The organism is Pseudomonas putida (genome assembly GCF_025905425.1).
GTDB lineage: Bacteria > Pseudomonadota > Gammaproteobacteria > Pseudomonadales > Pseudomonadaceae > Aquipseudomonas > Aquipseudomonas putida_AF.
Map to the genome: position 1 here is coordinate 4,676,316 of NZ_CP109603.1, position 17,386 is coordinate 4,693,701.

Annotated in this window: 17 protein-coding genes and 1 tRNA gene; 9 read left to right on the forward strand and 9 right to left on the reverse strand. The window is 64.1% G+C overall.

What is annotated here, in order from left to right; translation table 11 throughout:
• Positions 1–75 precede the first annotated feature (75 nt).
• Entirely contained in the window at positions 76–417 is a 342-nt protein-coding gene (locus tag OGV19_RS21045; protein ID WP_264310493.1) for a hypothetical protein, read from the reverse strand.
• Between the two features lie 133 nt (positions 418–550).
• On the opposite strand from OGV19_RS21045, the gene OGV19_RS21050 reads away from it, so the two are divergent.
• The 5 genes from OGV19_RS21050 to OGV19_RS21070 all read left to right on the forward strand — a co-directional run bounded on the left by OGV19_RS21050 (position 551) and on the right by OGV19_RS21070 (position 4,534).
• On the forward strand, positions 551–1,126 hold the full coding sequence (locus tag OGV19_RS21050; RefSeq protein ID WP_264310494.1) for a DUF2796 domain-containing protein: 576 nt from the start codon (positions 551–553) through the stop codon (positions 1,124–1,126).
• Positions 1,127–1,837, forward strand: a complete 711-nt coding sequence (locus tag OGV19_RS21055; RefSeq protein WP_264310495.1) for an ATP-binding cassette domain-containing protein — start codon at positions 1,127–1,129, stop codon at positions 1,835–1,837.
• Positions 1,837–3,102 (forward strand): ABC transporter permease, encoded by a 1,266-nt coding sequence (locus tag OGV19_RS21060; RefSeq protein WP_264310496.1) that lies wholly within the window; start codon positions 1,837–1,839, stop codon positions 3,100–3,102. The genes OGV19_RS21055 and OGV19_RS21060 overlap by 1 nt, the downstream gene beginning before the upstream one ends.
• A gap of 126 nt (positions 3,103–3,228) precedes the next feature.
• Positions 3,229–3,741 carry a DUF3299 domain-containing protein gene (locus tag OGV19_RS21065; protein WP_264313984.1) on the forward strand — a complete coding sequence of 171 codons (513 nt, stop codon included), beginning with the start codon at positions 3,229–3,231 and terminating at the stop codon, positions 3,739–3,741.
• 109 nt (positions 3,742–3,850) lie between these two features.
• Complete coding sequence (locus OGV19_RS21070; RefSeq protein WP_264310497.1) at positions 3,851–4,534, forward strand: OmpW/AlkL family protein; 684 nt, start codon at positions 3,851–3,853, stop codon at positions 4,532–4,534.
• On the opposite strand, the gene OGV19_RS21075 is transcribed toward OGV19_RS21070, so the two are convergent.
• Entirely contained in the window at positions 4,522–5,745 is a 1,224-nt protein-coding gene (locus OGV19_RS21075) for an MFS transporter (protein WP_264310498.1), read from the reverse strand. The two genes, OGV19_RS21070 and OGV19_RS21075, sit on opposite strands and share 13 nt — an antisense overlap.
• 98 nt (positions 5,746–5,843) lie before the next feature.
• Between OGV19_RS21075 and OGV19_RS21080 the strand changes: the two genes are divergently transcribed.
• Positions 5,844–6,287, forward strand: a complete 444-nt coding sequence (locus OGV19_RS21080) for a winged helix-turn-helix transcriptional regulator (protein WP_264310499.1) — start codon at positions 5,844–5,846, stop codon at positions 6,285–6,287.
• 31 nt (positions 6,288–6,318) lie between these two features.
• On the opposite strand, the gene OGV19_RS21085 is transcribed toward OGV19_RS21080, so the two are convergent.
• Both OGV19_RS21085 and OGV19_RS21090 read right to left on the reverse strand, forming a co-directional pair.
• Positions 6,319–7,251, reverse strand: coding sequence for a UDP-N-acetylglucosamine epimerase PgnE (locus OGV19_RS21085; protein WP_264310500.1), 933 nt, complete (start codon positions 7,249–7,251; stop codon positions 6,319–6,321).
• Positions 7,244–8,128 (reverse strand): sugar nucleotide-binding protein, encoded by an 885-nt coding sequence (locus tag OGV19_RS21090; protein WP_264310501.1) that lies wholly within the window; start codon positions 8,126–8,128, stop codon positions 7,244–7,246. Before OGV19_RS21090 ends, OGV19_RS21085 begins: the two co-directional genes overlap by 8 nt.
• Positions 8,129–8,402: 274 nt before the next feature.
• On the opposite strand from OGV19_RS21090, the gene OGV19_RS21095 reads away from it, so the two are divergent.
• Positions 8,403–9,248 carry an alpha/beta hydrolase gene (locus OGV19_RS21095; RefSeq protein ID WP_319026087.1) on the forward strand — a complete coding sequence of 282 codons (846 nt, stop codon included), beginning with the start codon at positions 8,403–8,405 and terminating at the stop codon, positions 9,246–9,248.
• Positions 9,249–9,266: 18 nt separating this feature from the next.
• Here the strand turns inward: OGV19_RS21095 and OGV19_RS21100 are convergent, their stop codons facing one another.
• Positions 9,267–10,076, reverse strand: a complete 810-nt coding sequence (locus tag OGV19_RS21100; protein WP_264310503.1) for a helix-turn-helix domain-containing protein — start codon at positions 10,074–10,076, stop codon at positions 9,267–9,269.
• A 177-nt stretch (positions 10,077–10,253) separates the two neighbouring features.
• Here OGV19_RS21100 and OGV19_RS21105 point away from each other — a divergent pair, with 177 nt between their 5' ends.
• Both OGV19_RS21105 and OGV19_RS21110 read left to right on the forward strand, forming a co-directional pair.
• Positions 10,254–11,696 (forward strand): alanine/glycine:cation symporter family protein, encoded by a 1,443-nt coding sequence (locus OGV19_RS21105; RefSeq protein WP_264310504.1) that lies wholly within the window; start codon positions 10,254–10,256, stop codon positions 11,694–11,696.
• 72 nt (positions 11,697–11,768) lie between these two features.
• Positions 11,769–12,758 carry an asparaginase gene (locus OGV19_RS21110; protein ID WP_264310505.1) on the forward strand — a complete coding sequence of 330 codons (990 nt, stop codon included), beginning with the start codon at positions 11,769–11,771 and terminating at the stop codon, positions 12,756–12,758.
• A gap of 98 nt (positions 12,759–12,856) precedes the next feature.
• Here the strand turns inward: OGV19_RS21110 and OGV19_RS21115 are convergent.
• The 4 genes from OGV19_RS21115 to fdhE all read right to left on the reverse strand — a co-directional run bounded on the left by OGV19_RS21115 (position 12,857) and on the right by fdhE (position 17,383).
• A tRNA-Sec gene (locus tag OGV19_RS21115) sits at positions 12,857–12,952 on the reverse strand.
• Between the two features lie 6 nt (positions 12,953–12,958).
• Positions 12,959–14,881, reverse strand: a complete 1,923-nt coding sequence (gene selB, locus OGV19_RS21120) for a selenocysteine-specific translation elongation factor (RefSeq protein WP_264310506.1) — start codon at positions 14,879–14,881, stop codon at positions 12,959–12,961.
• Positions 14,878–16,305: an L-seryl-tRNA(Sec) selenium transferase gene (gene selA, locus OGV19_RS21125; RefSeq protein WP_264310507.1), complete on the reverse strand. Its 1,428-nt coding sequence runs from the start codon at positions 16,303–16,305 to the stop codon at positions 14,878–14,880. The genes selB and selA overlap by 4 nt, the downstream gene beginning before the upstream one ends.
• 151 nt (positions 16,306–16,456) lie before the next feature.
• Positions 16,457–17,383: a formate dehydrogenase accessory protein FdhE gene (fdhE, locus tag OGV19_RS21130; RefSeq protein WP_264310508.1), complete on the reverse strand. Its 927-nt coding sequence runs from the start codon at positions 17,381–17,383 to the stop codon at positions 16,457–16,459.
• Positions 17,384–17,386: the final 3 nt, after the last annotated feature.

Genomic DNA, 17,386 nt, shown 5'->3' on the forward strand with positions numbered 1-17,386 from the left:
CCCTCGTTCGCGGGCAAGCCCGCGCCCACAGGTACCTCGCTACTCTCAGAGACACCTCAAAATCCTGTGGGAACATCACCCGACCCAGTGATACACCGGCGCATCCGTGCCGCTCTCCACCTTCACCTCACTGCTGTGGCGCAACCGCACCAGCAGTCGCTTGCCCGCTGCGGTACTCCCCGCCAGCCCTTCCAGGCGGTCCAGCAACTCCGGCCCATTCATCTGCCCGGCCTGGCGCAACACCTCACGCGCTGCCGACCATTGCCCGTCATCCTGCCTCGGCGCAGCTGATGTGGTCGCCGCAGCTTCAGCCACAGCCGGCACCTCGATCTGGCGCCCCAACTGCGCCCACTCGGCCGGCTCCAGCTCGACAGTCAGGTCCACTGGCCAGTCACCAATCTGTCCACGAATTCTCACGATGTTTTCCTTGAGCACAGGTCAATGTGGCCATGCTACAGCAACATGAAACCTGCGCCACACAGGCTGGCGGCGCAGAGAACAGTTGTTATAACATTACCAAATCATTCCCAGCCCGCTCCTGGAGTCATCCATGCGTCGCCTGCTGCTCGCCCTGCCCTTCGCCCTGCTGCCCCTTTCCATGGCCCATGCCCACGATGAGCACGACCATGATCACGCCCACGGCACCCTCGGCGCCCACGAGCACGGCGTGGCCAAACTCAATGCCGTGCTCGATGGCAATACCCTGGAGCTGGAGCTGGACAGCCCGGCGATGAACCTGGTCGGCTTCGAACATGCCGCCAGCAGCGATGCCGACAAAGCCAAGGTTGCCGCCGTGCGCCAGCAGCTCGAACAACCGTTGCAACTGTTCGGCCTGGCAGCGGCCGCAGGCTGCAAGGACGATGCGCAGGCGCTGGAAAGCCCCTTGTTCGGCGCTGCCCCGAAAGCCGACGACGATGGCGACGAACATGAGCACGGCCATGAACACAGCGACATCGGTGCGCATTATCAATTGACCTGCGCGAACCCGGACAAGCTCGCCCAGATCGACCTTGCCCCCCTGTTCAAGGCCTTCCCAGCAACCCAGAAGATCAACGTGCAGCTGATCGGCCCGAAAGGTCAGAAAGGTGTTGAAGCGACGCCCGCCAAGGCTGCGGTCGCGTTCTGAATGAGCCAGCCGCTGATCGAACTGCATGACGTGGTTTTCGCCTGGCCAGGCCAGCCGGCCCTGCTGGATATTCCCACCTTCCAACTGGAGGCCGGCGAGGCAGTGTTTCTCAAAGGCCCAAGCGGCAGCGGCAAGACCACGCTGCTGGGCCTGCTGGGCGGCGTGAACCTGCCTGGGCAGGGCAGCATCCGCCTGCTCGGCCACGACCTCAGTGGCCTCGGCCAAGGCGCGCGCGATCGCTTCCGGGTCGACCACACCGGTTACATCTTCCAGCAGTTCAATCTGCTGCCGTTTCTATCGGTGCGCGAGAACGTCGAACTGCCGTGCCGCTTTTCGCGCAGCCGAGCCACACGTGCGGCCGAACGCCATGGCAGTGTCGACCAGGCGGCCGCCACACTGCTCGCCCACCTGGGCCTGGGCGACCCCGCCCTGCTTGCCCGCCGCGCCGACAGCCTGTCGATCGGCCAGCAGCAACGGGTTGCCGCTGCGCGGGCATTGATCGGCCAGCCGGAACTGGTGATTGCCGACGAGCCGACCTCGGCACTCGATGCCGACACCCGTGAAGCGTTCATCCGCCTGTTGTTCGACGAGTGCCGGGCAGCCGGCGCCAGCCTGTTGTTCGTCAGCCACGACCAGAGCTTGGCACCGCTGTTCGACCGTCACCTTTCCCTGGCCGAACTCAACCGCGCCGCCAAGCCCCGGGAGGCCTGATGTACCTGCTTCGTCTTGCCCTGGCCAGCCTGGCCAACCGCCGTTTCACCGCGTTTCTCACCGCCTTTGCCATCGCCCTGTCGGTGTGCCTGCTGCTGGCCGTGGAGCGGGTTCGCACCGAGGCCCGCGCCAGCTTCGCCAGCACCATCAGCGGTACCGACCTGATCGTTGGCGCCCGCTCTGGCTCGGTGAACCTGTTGTTGTATTCGGTGTTCCGCATCGGCAACGCCACCAATAACATTCGCTGGGACAGTTACCAGCACTACGCCCAGGACCCACGGGTAAAGTGGGCCATCCCCATCTCGCTGGGCGACTCGCACCGCGGCTATCGCGTGATGGGCACCACGGGCGACTACTTCAACCACTACCAATATGGCCGTAGGCAGCACCTGGAACTGAGCCAGGGCCGTGCCTTCGCCGATGACCCGTTCGAGGTGGTACTCGGCGCCGAAGTGGCCGAGGCATTGCACTACAAATTGGGCGACAAACTGGTGCTGGCCCATGGTGTGGCGGCGATCAGCCTGGTCAAGCACGACGACAAGCCGTTCACCGTGGTCGGTGTGCTCAAGCGTACGGGTACACCGGTCGACCGCACCCTGCATATCAGCCTGGGGGGTATGGAGGCCATCCATATCGACTGGCACAACGGCGTGCCCGCCCGTGGCGCGGGACGCATCAGCGCCGAACAGGCCCGCAGCATGGACCTGCAACCTGCCGCCATCACCGCGTTCATGCTTGGCCTGAACAGCAAAATCGCCACTTTCAGCCTGCAACGGGAAATCAACGAGTACCGCAACGAACCCTTGCTGGCGATCTTGCCGGGGGTCGCCCTGCAGGAGCTTTGGAGCCTGATGGGTACCGCAGAGCAGGCGCTGTTCGTGGTCTCGCTGTTCGTGGTGCTGACCGGGTTGATCGGCATGCTCACGGCGATTCTCACCAGCCTCAACGAGCGCCGGCGGGAAATGGCGATACTGCGGTCGGTCGGCGCCAGGCCGTGGCACATCGCGGGGCTGCTGGTACTGGAAGCGCTGGCGCTGGCTACAGTCGGGATCGCGGCCGGGCTTGGGTTGCTATATGCGGGTATTGCCTTGGCCCAGGGGTACGTACAGGCCAACTACGGTTTGTACCTGCCGCTGGCCCTGCCGAGCGCTCACGAATGGACCTTGCTGGCTATCATCCTGGGCGCCGCGTTGCTGATGGGCAGCGTACCGGCCTGGCGTGCCTATCGGCAGTCGCTGGCCGATGGCTTGTCGATCCACCTCTGAGAACCTGCAATGATCAAGAACCTCACCGCCTTCTTCGCGGGCAACCCCGCTCCCACAAGGCTCGCCACAGGCGTCAGACCTTGTGGAGTACCTGTGGGAGCGGGCTTGCCCGCGAAGAGGCCAGCCCTGCAGACGCTGCTGATCCTGCTTCTGACAGTGGCGCTGCCATTGTGGGCCGCCGAGCCCCGCGAACTGGACTGGCCCGCCCTCATCCCGGAAGGCGCGCCGGTCATCCCGCCGCAGCTCGCGCCGCTGCACGACCTGTCGCAGCTCAGCAATGCCCTGGCCGCCGAATCGGCGCCCGCCGCCCGCCAGCAGGCGCCGGACGCCCCGGTGGTGAAAAGCCTCGATGGCCAGCAGATCAAGCTGCCCGGCTACATTGTGCCGCTGGAGGTCAGCGAAGAAGGCCGCACCACCGAGTTTCTGCTGGTGCCCTACTACGGCGCCTGTATCCACGTGCCGCCACCGCCCTCGAACCAAATTGTGCATATTGTCAGCGAGATGGGCGTGCGCGTCGAAGACCTCTACCAGCCCTACTGGATTGAGGGAAAGATGCAGGTTAGCGCCTCCAGCAGCGAACTGGCCGACGCCGGATACCAGATGGAAGCCGAGAAAATATACGCTTATGAGCTCAAGTGAGAACTGTTTCGGATTCGTTACGACGCTTCTTTGAGCTGGGTCAAACTTTCCGTTTAGACGCATCCGTACCATTGGACTACTCAATTACTAATGTCCTCTGGGAGCTTCCATGAACAAGTCCTTGCTCGGCGCCTCGCTTGTGGCCCTTGCGCTCGTCGCCCCTGTCGCGCACGCCTACCAGGCGGGCGATATGATCCTGCGCGCCGGTGCCATCACTACCGCGCCGAACGAAAGCAGCGGCGACCTCAAGTTCGATGGCAACAAGGTGTCGGGTACCAAGGCGACCCTGGACAGCGACACCCAGCTGGGCCTGACCTTCGCTTACATGCTCACCGACCATATCGGCCTGGAGCTGCTGGCGGCCACCCCGTTCAAGCACACCGTTGGCGTCAAGGGCCTGGGCGGCGGCCTGGACGGCAAACTGGCCGACATCAAGCAACTGCCACCGACCCTGTCGCTGCAGTACTACCCGATGGCGCCAAACTCCCGGTTCCAGCCGTATGCCGGTGTGGGCATCAACTACACCCTGTTCTTCGATGAAGACCTGAGCAGCACGCGCAAGCAACAGGGCTTCAGCAACCTCAAGCTGCAGGATTCGATCGGTATCGCCGGCCAGCTGGGCATGGACTACATGCTCACCGACAACCTGCTGGTCAACGCCTCGGTCTGGTACGTCGACATCGACACCAAGGCCAGCGTCAACGGCCCGACCGCGCTGGGCTACAGCAAGACCAAAGTCGACGTCGAAGTCGACCCGTGGGTCTACATGGTCGGCCTTGGCTACAAGTTCTGATCCCTGGCAGGGAGTGCGGCCACGGCCGCGCTCCCTGTGTTCGACCACAGCCAGCAACCCAGGGCTGTCGCGCTGATCCCCGCCCCCAACCCGCACACCGCCGCCCATCCCCACCGGGCATAGACCCAGGTCGCCAGCACCGCGCCCAGGCCGCTACCCAGTGAATAACAGCACATGTAAGCGCCAATCAGCCGGCTCGCCAGCGCGCTGCGCCCCGCCAGCAACAGGCTTTGGTTGGTGACATGCACCGCCTGCACGGCAAAATCGAGCAACAACACGCCCAGTAGAAACGCCAGCAGAGAATGCTCGACGAACGCCGTCGGCAGCCAAGACACCGTCAGCACGCCCAGGGCCAGGCCGGTGGTACGTTCGCCCCGACCTTGGTCGGCCAAACGACCCGCGCGGGAAGCCGCCAACGCCCCCGCCACACCCGCCAGGCCAAACAGACCGATCTCGGTATGGCTGAGTGCCAGTGATGGCGCACTCAAAGGCAATACCATGGCGCTCCACAGCACACTGAAGGCGGCGAAGATCAACACGCCGTACAACCCTCGCTGGCGCAATAGAGGGTCCTGCCTGAACAAGGCGAACAGCGAACCAATCAGTGCCAGGTAACCGGGCCGATGTGTCGCAGGCCGGGCGCCAGGCATGCCCTTGCAGAGCAGGCCGGCCATCATCACCAGTACCCCGGCCGCAGCGAAATAGACAACCCGCCAGCCTGCCACGTCGGCAACAAAGCCGGATACCAGGCGCGCCAACAGAATGCCCAGCACCACCCCGCTGGTGACCGTGCCCACCGCTTGCCCTTGTTGTGCGGGGGTGGCCAGGGTAGCGGCATGCGCCACCATCACCTGCACCATGACGGCCATCAACCCGACCATCGCCAGCGCCACCAGCAGCACCGCCCAGTCCCACGCCATGCCAACCGCCACCAACGCCACGGCCGAGGCGAGCAATTGGCCGACGATCAGGCGCTTGCGGTCGATCAGGTCACCTAAAGGCACGATCAGCAGCAAGCCCAGCGCATAACCGGCCTGGGTAGCGCCAACCACCCAGCCGATGCGCTGCTGGCCTACCCCCAGGTCCCGTGCTATCGACTCAAGCAAGGGCTGGGCGATATACACCGTGGCAACCGCCATGGCACAGGTGAGGGCGAGTAAAAGGGTTATCGCGTGGGTCAGGTCGGGTTGTTTTGTGTTCGCGCTGTGCATGGCGTACCCCATCAATCTGGTTTCAAATTAAAACCACATATGGATTTTTAGCAAATGTGGTTTTAATCTGCAACCAGAACCCTTGAGAGAGCCGTGCAATGCTCGACGAAACGAACGCCCAATGCCCGGTAGCCCGAGCCCTTGAAGTACTCGGTGACCGCTGGGCGCTGATGATCTTGCGCGATGCCTTCGATGGCTTGCGCCGCTTCAGCGAGTTTCAGAAGAACCTCGGGCTGGCCAAAAACATCCTGGCCTCACGGCTCAAGTTATTGGTGGAGAGTGGGCTGTTGGCGCTGCAGCCAGCATCGGATGGCAGTGCCTACAAAGAGTACGTGCTGACCGAAAAAGGGCGTTCGGTGTTTCCGCTAGTGATTGCCTTGCGCCAGTGGGGGGAGCGCTTTTTGTTCGAGGCGGGAGAGACGCGATCGGCGTTGCTGGAGCAGGCGACGGGGCAAATCATCGCCCCCCTGCAGGTGCGCGCGCAGGATGGCCGGGTGTTAGGGCCTGACGATTGCCAGCGCAGGGTGGTGCAACACGGGTAAAACAGGGGCCGCTTTGCGGCCCCTGGGGTTTTCAGGCCTTGCCCAGCAAACGGGACAAACCTTCGACCAATGGCGTTGCCTCGGGGAAATCGAACCGCGCCAGCAAACGCTGGTTATCCGCCCGCGAATGGCGAATATCACCCGAGCGTGCCGGGCCATAGCTGATCGCAGGCAGGCTGCCGATTACCTTTTCCAGGGCGGCCAACAATTGATTGAGTGAAGTGGCCTGGTTCAGGCCGATATTCACCGCCCCTTCCTCGACCTGCGGCTGCTCCAGCGCCTGGATCATCACTTGCACCAGGTCCCCTACATAAAGGAAATCGCGGGTCTGCTCGCCATCACCGAACACCGTGATCGGCAGCCCTTGGGTGGCACGCTCGCTGAAGATACTGATCACGCCAGAGTACGGTGATGAAGGGTCCTGGCGCGGGCCGAAAATATTGAAGAAGCGGAAAACCACCGGTTCCAGACCATGCTGGCGGCGGTAGAAGTCCAGGTACTGCTCACTGGCCAGCTTATCCACCGCGTAGGGGGTCAGCGGCGCCTTGGGCGTATCTTCGGCAATCGACTCGCCTTCGCCGTTGTTGCCATACACTGCGGCGCTGGAGGCGAACAGCACCCGACGCACGCCGTGCACGCGCATGGCTTCGCAGACATTGAGGGTGCCGATGAAATTGCTCTGGTGAGTCCTCACCGGGTCCTCGACCGAAGCCTGCACCGACGCCACGGCCGCCAGATGCACCACCGCGCTACAGCCAGCAGCCGCACGGGTGACCAGACCGGCATCGGCGACATCGCCTTCGATCAGCTCCAGGCGTGGATGCGCGATCTGCAGGTTGTCCCGCCTGCCGGTGGACAGGTCGTCGAGAATGCGTACGGCGTAACCTTTGTCCAACAGCGCATCGCACAGGTGAGAGCCGATGAAGCCGGCACCGCCGGTGATCAGGATGGGGGCATCAGCCATGGCGGTAGAAACGGTCCAGTAGGGGCGGCAGGCCGGCGCGCCAGGCGCGCGGCTTGATACCGAAGGTGTGAAGAATTTTCTTGCAGGCCAGCACCGCGTGCTGTGGCTCTTCGCTGGCATCCGGCCGAGCGGCATGGGCCTGCGGCGTGGGCGCCTGCACCGCCAGCTGACGGTACTGGCCGGCCTCGGTGAGAATCGCCTGCCCCAGCGCCAGCGGTGTGGTCGCCTCGTTGCCGGCGTAATGGTAAGTGCCCCACAGCGGCGCGCTGCAATCGAGCTGCTTGAGCACCGACAGGATCACCCGGGCAGCATCGTCGACTGGCGTGGGGTTGCCGCGCCGGTCGTCCGCCAGCAGCAGTTCCTGGGGTTGTTCGGCACGGGTGAGGAAACGGCCCAGCGCACCATCGACGCTTTCATCGAGCAGCCAGCCAAAGCGCAGCAGCACGTGTTGTGGGCACGTCGCCCGCACGCTCTGCTCGATACGCCACAGGGCCTGACCACGCAGGCCCAGCGGCACCGGCTCGTCTTTCTCGCTGTAGGCCGTGGCCCGTGACCCGTCGAACACCCGGTAGCTCGAAGGCTGCACCAGGGTGATCTGGTGGTGCTGGCACAATTCTGCCAGCCGCTCCACTGCCCGCTCTTGCTGAGCCAGACGCTGCTCGCTGACCGACTCGGCCTGGAACCAGTCGAAGTAATAGGCCAGGTTGACCAAGGCATTGGGGCGATGATCGTCAAGCAGCTGAGTGAGGCTGGCCGGGTCCCAGCCGCTCTCGGGCGGGCGCGGTGCCAGGAATGCAATGTCCTCTTCAGCCCCGAGACGAATCAGCGCTTGCCCGAGGGCATTGCCACCACCCAACAGCATTAGGCGCATACGCATAGAGTCAGCAGATCCGGAGAGGTTGATTGAGGGAAAGGGGTCATTTTGCGGTTTCCGGGCGGGGAAGTCCAACCCAGGGCCTAGTGAATACCATGGGCGGTGATGATTTCAAATTTCAACACCACAACCAGCATAATTCCCTTACCTTCAGTCTCAACCTCGATGAGCAAGCCACAGGGCTTAAACCTCAACTAGCCTGCTCTGCGTGGTTCAACTCCGATCACTGGTTCTTATCCGCCAATGGTTCCACGACCTGTTATTCATAGAGGCCAACATGCAAGCACAGAGGGGCACAGATTTTCGTCTGAAATGGCAGTTCAACGAACCCGCCCCTGGCCAAGAAGTATTCATCGAAGAAGCCTTCGGCAACTACCAGCAGCAAGCCCGATTACTGGTCCCTGATCGCGAACGCGCACCTCCTGTGTTTGTCGTCGGGGGCGCGCGCTCGGACTTTACTCGGCTCAACCCTCTGCTCTATCGCTTGCAATCCGCAGGTATCGGATCGCTGACTGGCAATCTGTCAGGGCATAGTTTCGCCAGTGAACCGGGTGCGGTTTCGCCCTCACTCGCGACCAACCTCGAAGAGGCGCAGCGTTTTCACCGGCATATTTCGGCTCAATGCCGAACGCTCATTGGCCATAGTCTAGGCGCTGCAATCACACTGAAACTGGCAGCTCAATTGCCGCAAGTGGACAGGCTGGTGTTGATCTGCCCCGCTGTTTATCCAGACCTCGCGCAACGGGTGCCATTCGGCCCGGCCTTCACAGCGGCCATCAGCACGCCCTATGGCTTTCTGGACTGCGACAGCTACGCCTTCCTCAAGCAGTTTCAGGGCAGCGTACTGATGGTGATTGGCGAATACGACGGGCTCAACTCACAGCGATTCGGCAAAGGGCCGGGCACTAGCGCCGGTAACCTGTGGCTTGCCGGCACCGAGCGCTACAGCCCGATTCCTGAAGAAGTCACCCAAGCCCTGATCCGGGCAGTATCACCGGCGCGTTTGCAATGCCTGTTTCTTACAGATTGCGACCATGGCATCGCCGCCCATCTGCGCAGTACCCCGGCAATCGCGGCCCAGGTCGCGGACGCGGTGGAAGCGTTCATCCTCGACGATGCGTGACACGTGACGGGCTGACCCTCACTCGATTTCGAATAGCCCATTACTCAATGGCCCCACGCTCAACCGCTCGCGCACGTCGTCATCGATGCGGGGGTCATCCGGCCGGTACAGCTTGACCTGGCGATAGGCATTGATGCGGTTGATCTCCTCACCCAGGTACTCCCACACCACGCGGGTGCAGGCCGGGTTGCGTCGGTCGCCGCTGGAAACCCCCGTCTTCAGGCCGTTCAGGCGGGTGATGCGGCTTTTGAAACTGGGGATGAGGATGGTCTGGCTCATTTCATTGAGGGTCAGCGACTCGTAGTCGATCAGGAACATCCGGTCCTGCAACTGGAACGCCGCACCCAGATAGCGGCATCGAACCTCGGCGTGCAGATCGGTGGCGCTGCTGCGCTCCTGACGCTCCTGGCGCTCGAACAGGAAGCGGCCGCGCTCTTCGCGCAGGTGCACCAGCGACAGCAGGATCGACCCCGGTACTGACATGCAGTTGGAGTACTCGAAGTAGTAACCACAGTAGCGCGACAGGTTGCCGGCGTGCTCATGCAAGGGCCGGAACAGCTCACTGATCGGGTCGGTTGGCTGATCGGCCACTGCCGACACGCGGGCACCGATTAGCCGGGCGAACTGCTCGGGGGGCACATTCAGTTCGTAATCCTCGACACCGAAGAAATCGCCGATGCGCTTGAGGTTGAAAGCCGTCGGACGGCTCTGGCCGCTGAGGTACTTGTTGAACTGCGCGCGGTTGATCGACAGCTGTCGGCAAACTTCCGAGATAGAGCGGTAGTGGCTGCAGGCCAGTTTGAGGTTGGTAGCGAAATGATCGCTCATGCGGGACTTCCAGGTGACGCGAATGACGCAAGTTTAGCATCAAGTCGCATCAACTCAGAACAAAACGCGAAATTGTAACCACTCTTGTCATGGCCAACCATGCGCCCCAACGAATAGCGGTGCGCCTGCCGCCCGCTGTCTTTCCACACGAAGAATAAGAATCGAGGTCATTTCCCAATGCTCGAAGCACTCAACGATTTCCTCTCGGGGAAACTACTCATCGTGCTGATCGTCGGACTCGGCAGCTACTTCACCATTCGCTCGCGGTTCGTGCAATTCCGTCATTTCGCCCACATGTTCAGCGTGTTCAAGGAATCGCTGCACGGCCAGGCAGGCCAGTTGAGCTCGTTCCAGGCCCTGATGCTGAGCCTTGCCGGCCGCGTGGGCGCGGGTAACATCGCCGGTGTCGGCATCGCCGTGACCCTCGGCGGCCCAGGCGCGGTGTTCTGGATGTGGGTCACCGCACTGGTGGGCATGTCCAGCAGCTTCTTCGAATGTACCCTGGCCCAGGTCTACAAGCGCGCCGATGGCGATGGCCTGTACCGTGGTGGCCCGGCCTACTACATTCTGCACGGCCTGAAGCTGAAAAGCATGGCAGTGGTGTTCTCCATTCTGCTGCTGGTCACCTACGGCTTCGCCTTCATGGGCCTGCAGTCGTACACCGTGACCCACTCGCTGCAAAACGCTTTCGGCTTTGCCCCGAGCCATACCGGTATCGCCCTGGCGGTGCTGCTGGCAGTCGTGTTCATCGGCGGCATCAAGCGTATCGCCGCAGTGTCCGACCTGCTGGTTCCGATCAAGACCCTGGCCTACATCGGCGTGACCCTGTACGTGATCGGCACCCAGATCGAGCACGTGCCGGCCATGCTGGAAACCATCTTCAAGAGCGCCTTCGGCCTTGACCCAGCCTTCGCCGGCCTGCTTGGCAGCGCCATCGTCATGGGCGTGAAGCGTGGCGTGTTCGCCAACGAAGCAGGCCTTGGCAGCGCACCGAACGTTGCGGCTGTGGCTGCGGTGAAACACCCTGGCGCCCAAGGCGTGGTACAGGCCTTCAGTGTGTTCCTCGACACCTTCGTGATCTGCACCTGCACCGCACTGCTGATCTTGCTGTCGGGCTTCTACACCCCAGGCTTTGAAGGGGACGGCATCGTCCTGACCCAGAACTCGCTGGCCGCCGTGGTCGGTGACTGGGGCCGCCTGTTCGTCAGCGTCGCCCTGTCGTTGTTCGTGTTCACCTGCATCCTCTACAACTACTACCTGGGCGAAAACAGCCTGCAGTTCCTCAGCCGCAACCGCGTGGTCCTGCTGGCCTTCCGCGCTGCAGTACTGGCACTGGTGGTATGGGGTTCGGTACAGGACCTGTCGACCGTGTTCGCCTTCGCCGACATCACCATGACTTGCCTGGCCTTCGTCAACCTGGTCGCCCTGGCCTTGCTGTTCAAGGTCGGCCTGCGCGTAATGCGCGACTACGACGAGCAGCGCAAAGCAGGCATCAAGCAGCCTGTGTTCGATTCTGCGAAGTTCGCCGACCTGGACCTGGACCGCGATGCCTGGCCTGCCAATCCGCAGGCGGAAACAGCCACTGACAAAGCCGTTGGCCAAGCCCAGCCGCAGCGCTGATATCCTCCCCTGCCCAGCCGCCCCACCCGTGGGCGGCTCTTCTTTCTCCGCTCACCGCTACGGATGTTCTCCATGCGCGCAGTAAAGAATCTTCTCGTCCTGTACACCGGCGGCACCATCGGCATGCTCGAAACCCCTGAAGGCCTGGCGCCAGCGGGCGGTTTTGATGCGCGGATGCGCGAGCACTTCGCCCAACTGACCGATGCACCACAAACGCACTGGACACTGCAGGAAATGAACCCGCTGCTCGACAGCGCCAACATGCAGCAGCACAACTGGCTGGCCATGCGCGATGCCATCGTCCAGGCAGTGGACGTTGCCGGCCATGATGGCGTGCTGGTTCTGCATGGCACCGACACCCTGGCGCACAGTGCCGCAGCGTTGTCGTTCCTGCTGCTTGGCTTGCCGGCACCGGTGCTGCTGACCGGCTCAATGTTGCCGGCCGGTGCACCGGGCAGTGATGCCTGGGACAACCTGTGCGGCGCCCTGCGCCAGTTCGAGCAGGGCCTGGAAGACGGCGTGCAGCTGTACTTTCACGGGCAGTTGCTGCACGGCTGCCGGGCTTCGAAACTGCGCAGCGAGGCCTTCGATGCCTTTGCTGCCCTGCCGCGTCATCGCGACAGTGAGCGTGCCAGCGCCCTTCCCGCCGAGCTTGGCTACACGCACCCGCGCCAGCCGGTCAACCTGGCGGTGATGCCGGTGTTTCCTGGCTTGCAGGCCGGGCATCTGCGGGCACTGCTCGACAGCGGCGTGCAAGGGTTGCTGCTGGAGTGCTACGGCAGCGGCACCGGCCCATCGGATGACCAGGCATTGCTGGACGTGCTGCAGGCCGCTCGCCAGCGGGGTGTGGTGCTGGTTGCGATCAGCCAGTGCCCGGAAGGGTCGGTGGTGTTCGATACCTATGCAGCAGGTAACCGCCTGCGTGGCGCTGGCCTTGTCAGTGGCGGCGGCATGACCCGTGAGGCGGCGCTGGGCAAATTGTTTGCGCTGCTGGGGGCTGGGTTGGGGGCAGAAGCTGCAGAGCAGTGGTTTGCACTGGATCTGTGTGGTGAGCGGGCTTAAGCGTCGCGCTTTCGGGCCTCTTCGCGGGCAAGCCCGCTCCCACAATGTGGGTGTCGCAGTTCATCCTTGAAAAGAGAGGCCTGGACTGCGGCAGAAAGTGGCGGAAGGCAGCGGGAGTCGAACCTGCCCGGGAACGGCTGCCGTCCCCAACCGGGTTTGAAGCCCGGCCGCGCCACCGGGCGCGATTGCCTTCCTTGAACTCAGTGCCTGGCCTGCTGCTGGGCCAGGGCGCTGTCGGCGCGGATGTAACGCTGATCGGCAACCCTGCGGGTCAGGCCGATGCGGTCGAAGTACTCGAGAATCTGCACACTGCGCTTGCGACCGATGCCCAACATATCGCGAAACGCTGCCACCTGCACTACCGACGCTTCACTTGCCTGGCCAAGCAACAACGCGGCCATGCGCTGCACCGTCGCTGCCGGGTAGAACAGGTCACGCACCACCTGGTGCACCCCCCCCAGCCTGGCCAACTTGCGCAACAGCAGGCGGATATCCGCCTCGGCGCAGCCCGCTTCGTTCGCCAAGGTCCTGACCCAGGGTGGATCGTACTGCCCCTCCAGCAAACGTGGCTCCAATCGCGCCCACAAGGCGTTATCGGCCTCACTCAACTGCACCTTGTGATCGGGTAGATGCAACCAAGGGCCGCTGCTGGAAACCTGCCCCTCATCGAGCAACTCATCCAACAGGCTGACGAACGCCGGACGCTCCAGCGCCAAGGCCGCAAAGCGTCGCAAGCGGTCGCGATCCGGGCCGAGCTGGTCGGGTTCCTGCTGGTGAAACAGCGCCAGTTGCTCCAGCAACTGTTGCTTCAGCGCGTCCCACGTCGCGCGAGCAAACAACAACGGCCCCTGACGCGTGGCAATCACCACGACATTCGCCGGCAACTGCCAGCCCGCACGCAAGCGATTGAACTGCCGCTCCAGCCGCTGCGGGTCGAGCCCGGCGGGCGCGGTGTCCAGCAAGGCGGGTAACGCCTGCTCCAGGTCCTCGGCATCACGCAGCACCTGGAGCTGACACAACCGCGCCTCACTACGGCGCTGCCGACTCGGCGCAAACGGGTCAAGCACCCGCCCGCCCCCCAGCGTGCGCTGGGCGCGCTGATCGCGCAGCACCAGCCGGTCGCCATGCACGGCTTGCAGCGGCGCGTTGAGTAACAACTGGGCAAACATGCGCTGGCCTGCCAGCAGCACCTCACCTTCGAGCAACGCCACGCGGGCGGTCACATCCTGGGTGCCAAGATGGACGTGCACGGCGCTGAAGTGCTCGAACGGGCGGGGTTCACCGGCAAGCAGCGTCAGTTCGATATCGACCCGAACGCTGGGCGCGTGCAGCCACTCGGGCACCAGCCAGTCACTCCGGTGCACCTGCTCGACCGCCAACCGCTCGGCGGCGATGTTCAACGCCACCCGCTGGCCCGCTTCGGCCATCAGCGCTGCTTGGTTCTGCGCATGCAGGCCGCGCACCCGCACAGGTTTGCCTGCCTTGCCCAACAACAAGGTATCGCCCGCACGGACCTGGCCGGCCAATGCCGTGCCGGTGACCACCACGCCGGCACCGGATACGGCAAAGGCGCGGTCGATGGCCAAACGAAAACCGCCGCGCACGCTGCGCTGCCGCACGCGCCCTTGAGCCTGCAGCAGCGCCTGGCGTAACGCATCCACCCCCTCGCCCGTGACGCTGGACAGTGCAAATTGCGAGGCCCCTGCATAAGGCCCCGGCGCCAGCAGCGCGGCAATCTGCGCCTGCACCTCGGCCAAGCGCGACGGCTCTACCCGGTCGCACTTACTGACTGCCACCAGCGCCTGAGGGATGCCGAGCAACTCGATGATCGCCAGGTGCTCACGGGTCTGCGGCATGACGCCGTCGTCCGCCGCCACCACCAGCAACACCAGGTCGATGCCGTGGGCCCCCGCCAGCATGTTGTGGATAAAACGCTCGTGGCCAGGCACATCGATGAAGCCAGTCAGTGGCGCGCCTGCGGCCAGCGCTGCATAGCGGTAGCCCAGATCGATGGTCATGCCGCGCTCGCGCTCTTCCTGGCGATGGTCGCCAGCCTGCCCGGTCAAGGCCCGGAGCAGAGCGGTCTTGCCGTGGTCGATATGGCCCGCAGTGCCGACAATCACTGCACAGGCCCCAGTTGCAGGGCCGGCAGTTGCGCCAGCCACTGGGCTTCGTCATCCAACTGGCGCAGGTCGAGCCACAGCGCATCGCCGTCGATACGCCCCAGCACCGGCACCGGCAACTCGCGCAAGGCGCGCTCCAGCACATGCAGGCTACGCCCGCGCAGTTTCTTCGATACCTGCGGGCGCAGGCACAGCGCGGCGCTCGGCAGGCGAGCTACCGGCTGGCTGCCGCTGCCGATCATGCCCAGCGCCGGCTCCACGCTGACGGCCCATTGAGTGTCGAGATGGGCCCTGAGTTCGGGTGCCAGGCGCTCGGCCTGGGCCTGGATATCGGCCTGGCTGCGGGTCAGCAGGCGCAGGCTGGGCAGGCGCTCGGCCAGCCGGTCCGGGTTGCGGTACAACGCCAGCACCGCTTCGAGGGCGGCAAGGGTGAGCTTGTCGACGCGCAGTGCGCGTTTGAGCGGGTTCTTCTTGATCTTGGCGATCAGGTCTTTGCGCCCAACGATGATCCCAGCCTGCGGCCCGCCAAGCAGCTTGTCGGCGCTGAAGGTCACGATATCGGCGCCGTCGGCCAGCGCCTGGCGCACGGTCGGCTCGGCCGGCAGGCCCCAGCGGGTCAGGTCGAGCAAGCTGCCGCTGCCCAGGTCTTCGAGCAGCGGCAGTTCATGTTGATGGGCGATGCACGCCAACTCGGCGGTAGGCACCTGGGTGGTGAAGCCCTGGATGCTGTAGTTGCTGCAATGCACGCGCATCAACAGGCCAGTGCGCGGGCCGATGGCGGCTTCGTAGTCACGGGCGTGAGTGCGGTTGGTCGTGCCGATTTCGTGCAGGCGCACCCCAGCGCGGGCCATGATGTCGGGGATGCGAAAAGCACCGCCGATCTCGATCAGCTCGCCACGGGAGATGATGCCCTCCTTGCGCGCGCCCAGGCTGTTCAGCGCCAGCAGCACGGCCGCTGCGTTGTTGTTGACCACGGTGACGGCTTCGGCGCCGGTCAGGTCGCGGATCAGGCCTTCGATCAGGTCGTCACGGTCGCCGCGCTTGCCGGTGGCCAGGTCGAACTCCAGGTTGAGCGGGTAACGGGCGGCGGTCTGCATGGCTTCGATGGCCTCTTCCGGCAACAGCGCGCGGCCGAGGTTGGTGTGCAATACAGTGCCGGTGAGGTTGAACACGCGGCGGACCTGGCTGCGTTGCTGGCTGGCCAGGCGCTCGCCGGTGCGGCCGAGCAGCACTTCGGCGGCCAGTTCGGCGGGGCTGAGTTGGCCCTGGCGGGTGGGTTCGCGCAGGTCGTCGAGCAGTTGGCGCAGGGTGGCGAGCACGGCGTCGCGGCCATGGCGGTCGATCAGCGGGAGGCAGGCTGGGTGGCGCAGGAGGGTGTCGATGGAAGGCAGGCGTGGGGTGTCGTTGGCGAGGCTTGAAGACATCAGGTACTACCCTTCAGCTGATCCGTTGTCTGTTCTGGCCCTTTCGCGGGCAAGCCCGCTGCCACAGGCTTTGCACAGGCCTTGAAGCTGGTGTACCTGTGGGAGCGGGCTTGCCCCGCGAAGGGCGCGACTCGACTTGCAGTGTAGACACTCACCCGCCACCCGGCGCCAGCATCAGGTTCGGCGCCAGCCGGTGAAACCCCTCCTCATCCAGCCGGATATCCAGCGCCAGGCTGGCCAGGTCATCAGCCAACGGCTCGGCTGCCGCATCGTTCTCCAGGTAACTCTGCTTCAGGTAGCTGTCGCACTCCGGGCAGCACTCCGCCCGCAGCGGCGCCTTGCCCGGCGCATGGCGGTCATCCTCCAGGCTGGTATAGCGCAGCCCCTTGCTCGACGCGCAGTACACGCACTTGACCCGCACCACGTGCCATTCGCAGGCACACAGCGAGCAGGCCAGATACCGTAGGCCGTTGTGCTTGCCGCGGTTACGTACCACCCCGGCCATGGCCTGCGAGCCGCAGGCCGGGCACTGGGCAAGGCTGCCGGAGGGCTTGAGCTCGGTTGCCGGCAGCGCCAGCAGCCAGCTGAACCACGCGGCCTGTAGTGCGGCGCCAAGAAACGGCACCAACGCCGCCGGCACGGCGTCGAACTGCCCGGCGAGCAGCGCGATACCCCATACCTTGCGCTGACTGTCGTCGCTGTCGCGCAGTGCCTGTAACGCCGTACCTAGTGGGCCGCTGGCCTCTTCATCGAACTGCTCGATCAACGCCTGCATCCAGACCAGCCATGGCCCTTCGCGCACCAGGCTGTCGGCCGCAAGGGGAGGCAAACCATGGCTTATGCACAGGCGCTGACGCGCTTCGGCCACCGGCAAACCACTCGGCGGGTTATCCACAAGTTGCTGCTGGCAGCGACACAGCCACGCGATAAGCCGCAAGTAATCGCCAAGGGCATTGCCCTCGGCCAACCGCTCCAGCCGCTCGGCACGCAGGGTGAACAGGTCTTTGGGCGGTAGGTGCAGAAACGGCGGCGCCACCGCCGACGCTTCGATCTGCCCGGGTTGGAGTATCGTGCTCACGCG

Excerpts from the sequence above, each read along its gene's own strand:
- OGV19_RS21050 (WP_264310494.1), top strand. The coding sequence starts at position 551 with ATGCGTCGCCTGCTGCTCGCCCTGCCCTTCGCCCTGCTGCCCCTTTCC.
- OGV19_RS21055 (WP_264310495.1), top strand. The coding sequence starts at position 1,127 with ATGAGCCAGCCGCTGATCGAACTGCATGACGTGGTTTTCGCCTGGCCA.
- OGV19_RS21060 (WP_264310496.1), top strand. The coding sequence starts at position 1,837 with ATGTACCTGCTTCGTCTTGCCCTGGCCAGCCTGGCCAACCGCCGTTTC.
- OGV19_RS21070 (WP_264310497.1), top strand. The coding sequence starts at position 3,851 with ATGAACAAGTCCTTGCTCGGCGCCTCGCTTGTGGCCCTTGCGCTCGTC.
- OGV19_RS21075 (WP_264310498.1), bottom strand. The coding sequence starts at position 5,745 with ATGCACAGCGCGAACACAAAACAACCCGACCTGACCCACGCGATAACC.
- OGV19_RS21080 (WP_264310499.1), top strand. The coding sequence starts at position 5,844 with ATGCTCGACGAAACGAACGCCCAATGCCCGGTAGCCCGAGCCCTTGAA.
- OGV19_RS21085 (WP_264310500.1), bottom strand. The coding sequence starts at position 7,251 with ATGGCTGATGCCCCCATCCTGATCACCGGCGGTGCCGGCTTCATCGGC.
- OGV19_RS21090 (WP_264310501.1), bottom strand. The coding sequence starts at position 8,128 with ATGCGTATGCGCCTAATGCTGTTGGGTGGTGGCAATGCCCTCGGGCAA.
- OGV19_RS21095 (WP_319026087.1), top strand. The coding sequence starts at position 8,403 with ATGCAAGCACAGAGGGGCACAGATTTTCGTCTGAAATGGCAGTTCAAC.
- OGV19_RS21100 (WP_264310503.1), bottom strand. The coding sequence starts at position 10,076 with ATGAGCGATCATTTCGCTACCAACCTCAAACTGGCCTGCAGCCACTAC.
- OGV19_RS21105 (WP_264310504.1), top strand. The coding sequence starts at position 10,254 with ATGCTCGAAGCACTCAACGATTTCCTCTCGGGGAAACTACTCATCGTG.
- OGV19_RS21110 (WP_264310505.1), top strand. The coding sequence starts at position 11,769 with ATGCGCGCAGTAAAGAATCTTCTCGTCCTGTACACCGGCGGCACCATC.
- selA (WP_264310507.1), bottom strand. The coding sequence starts at position 16,305 with ATGTCTTCAAGCCTCGCCAACGACACCCCACGCCTGCCTTCCATCGAC.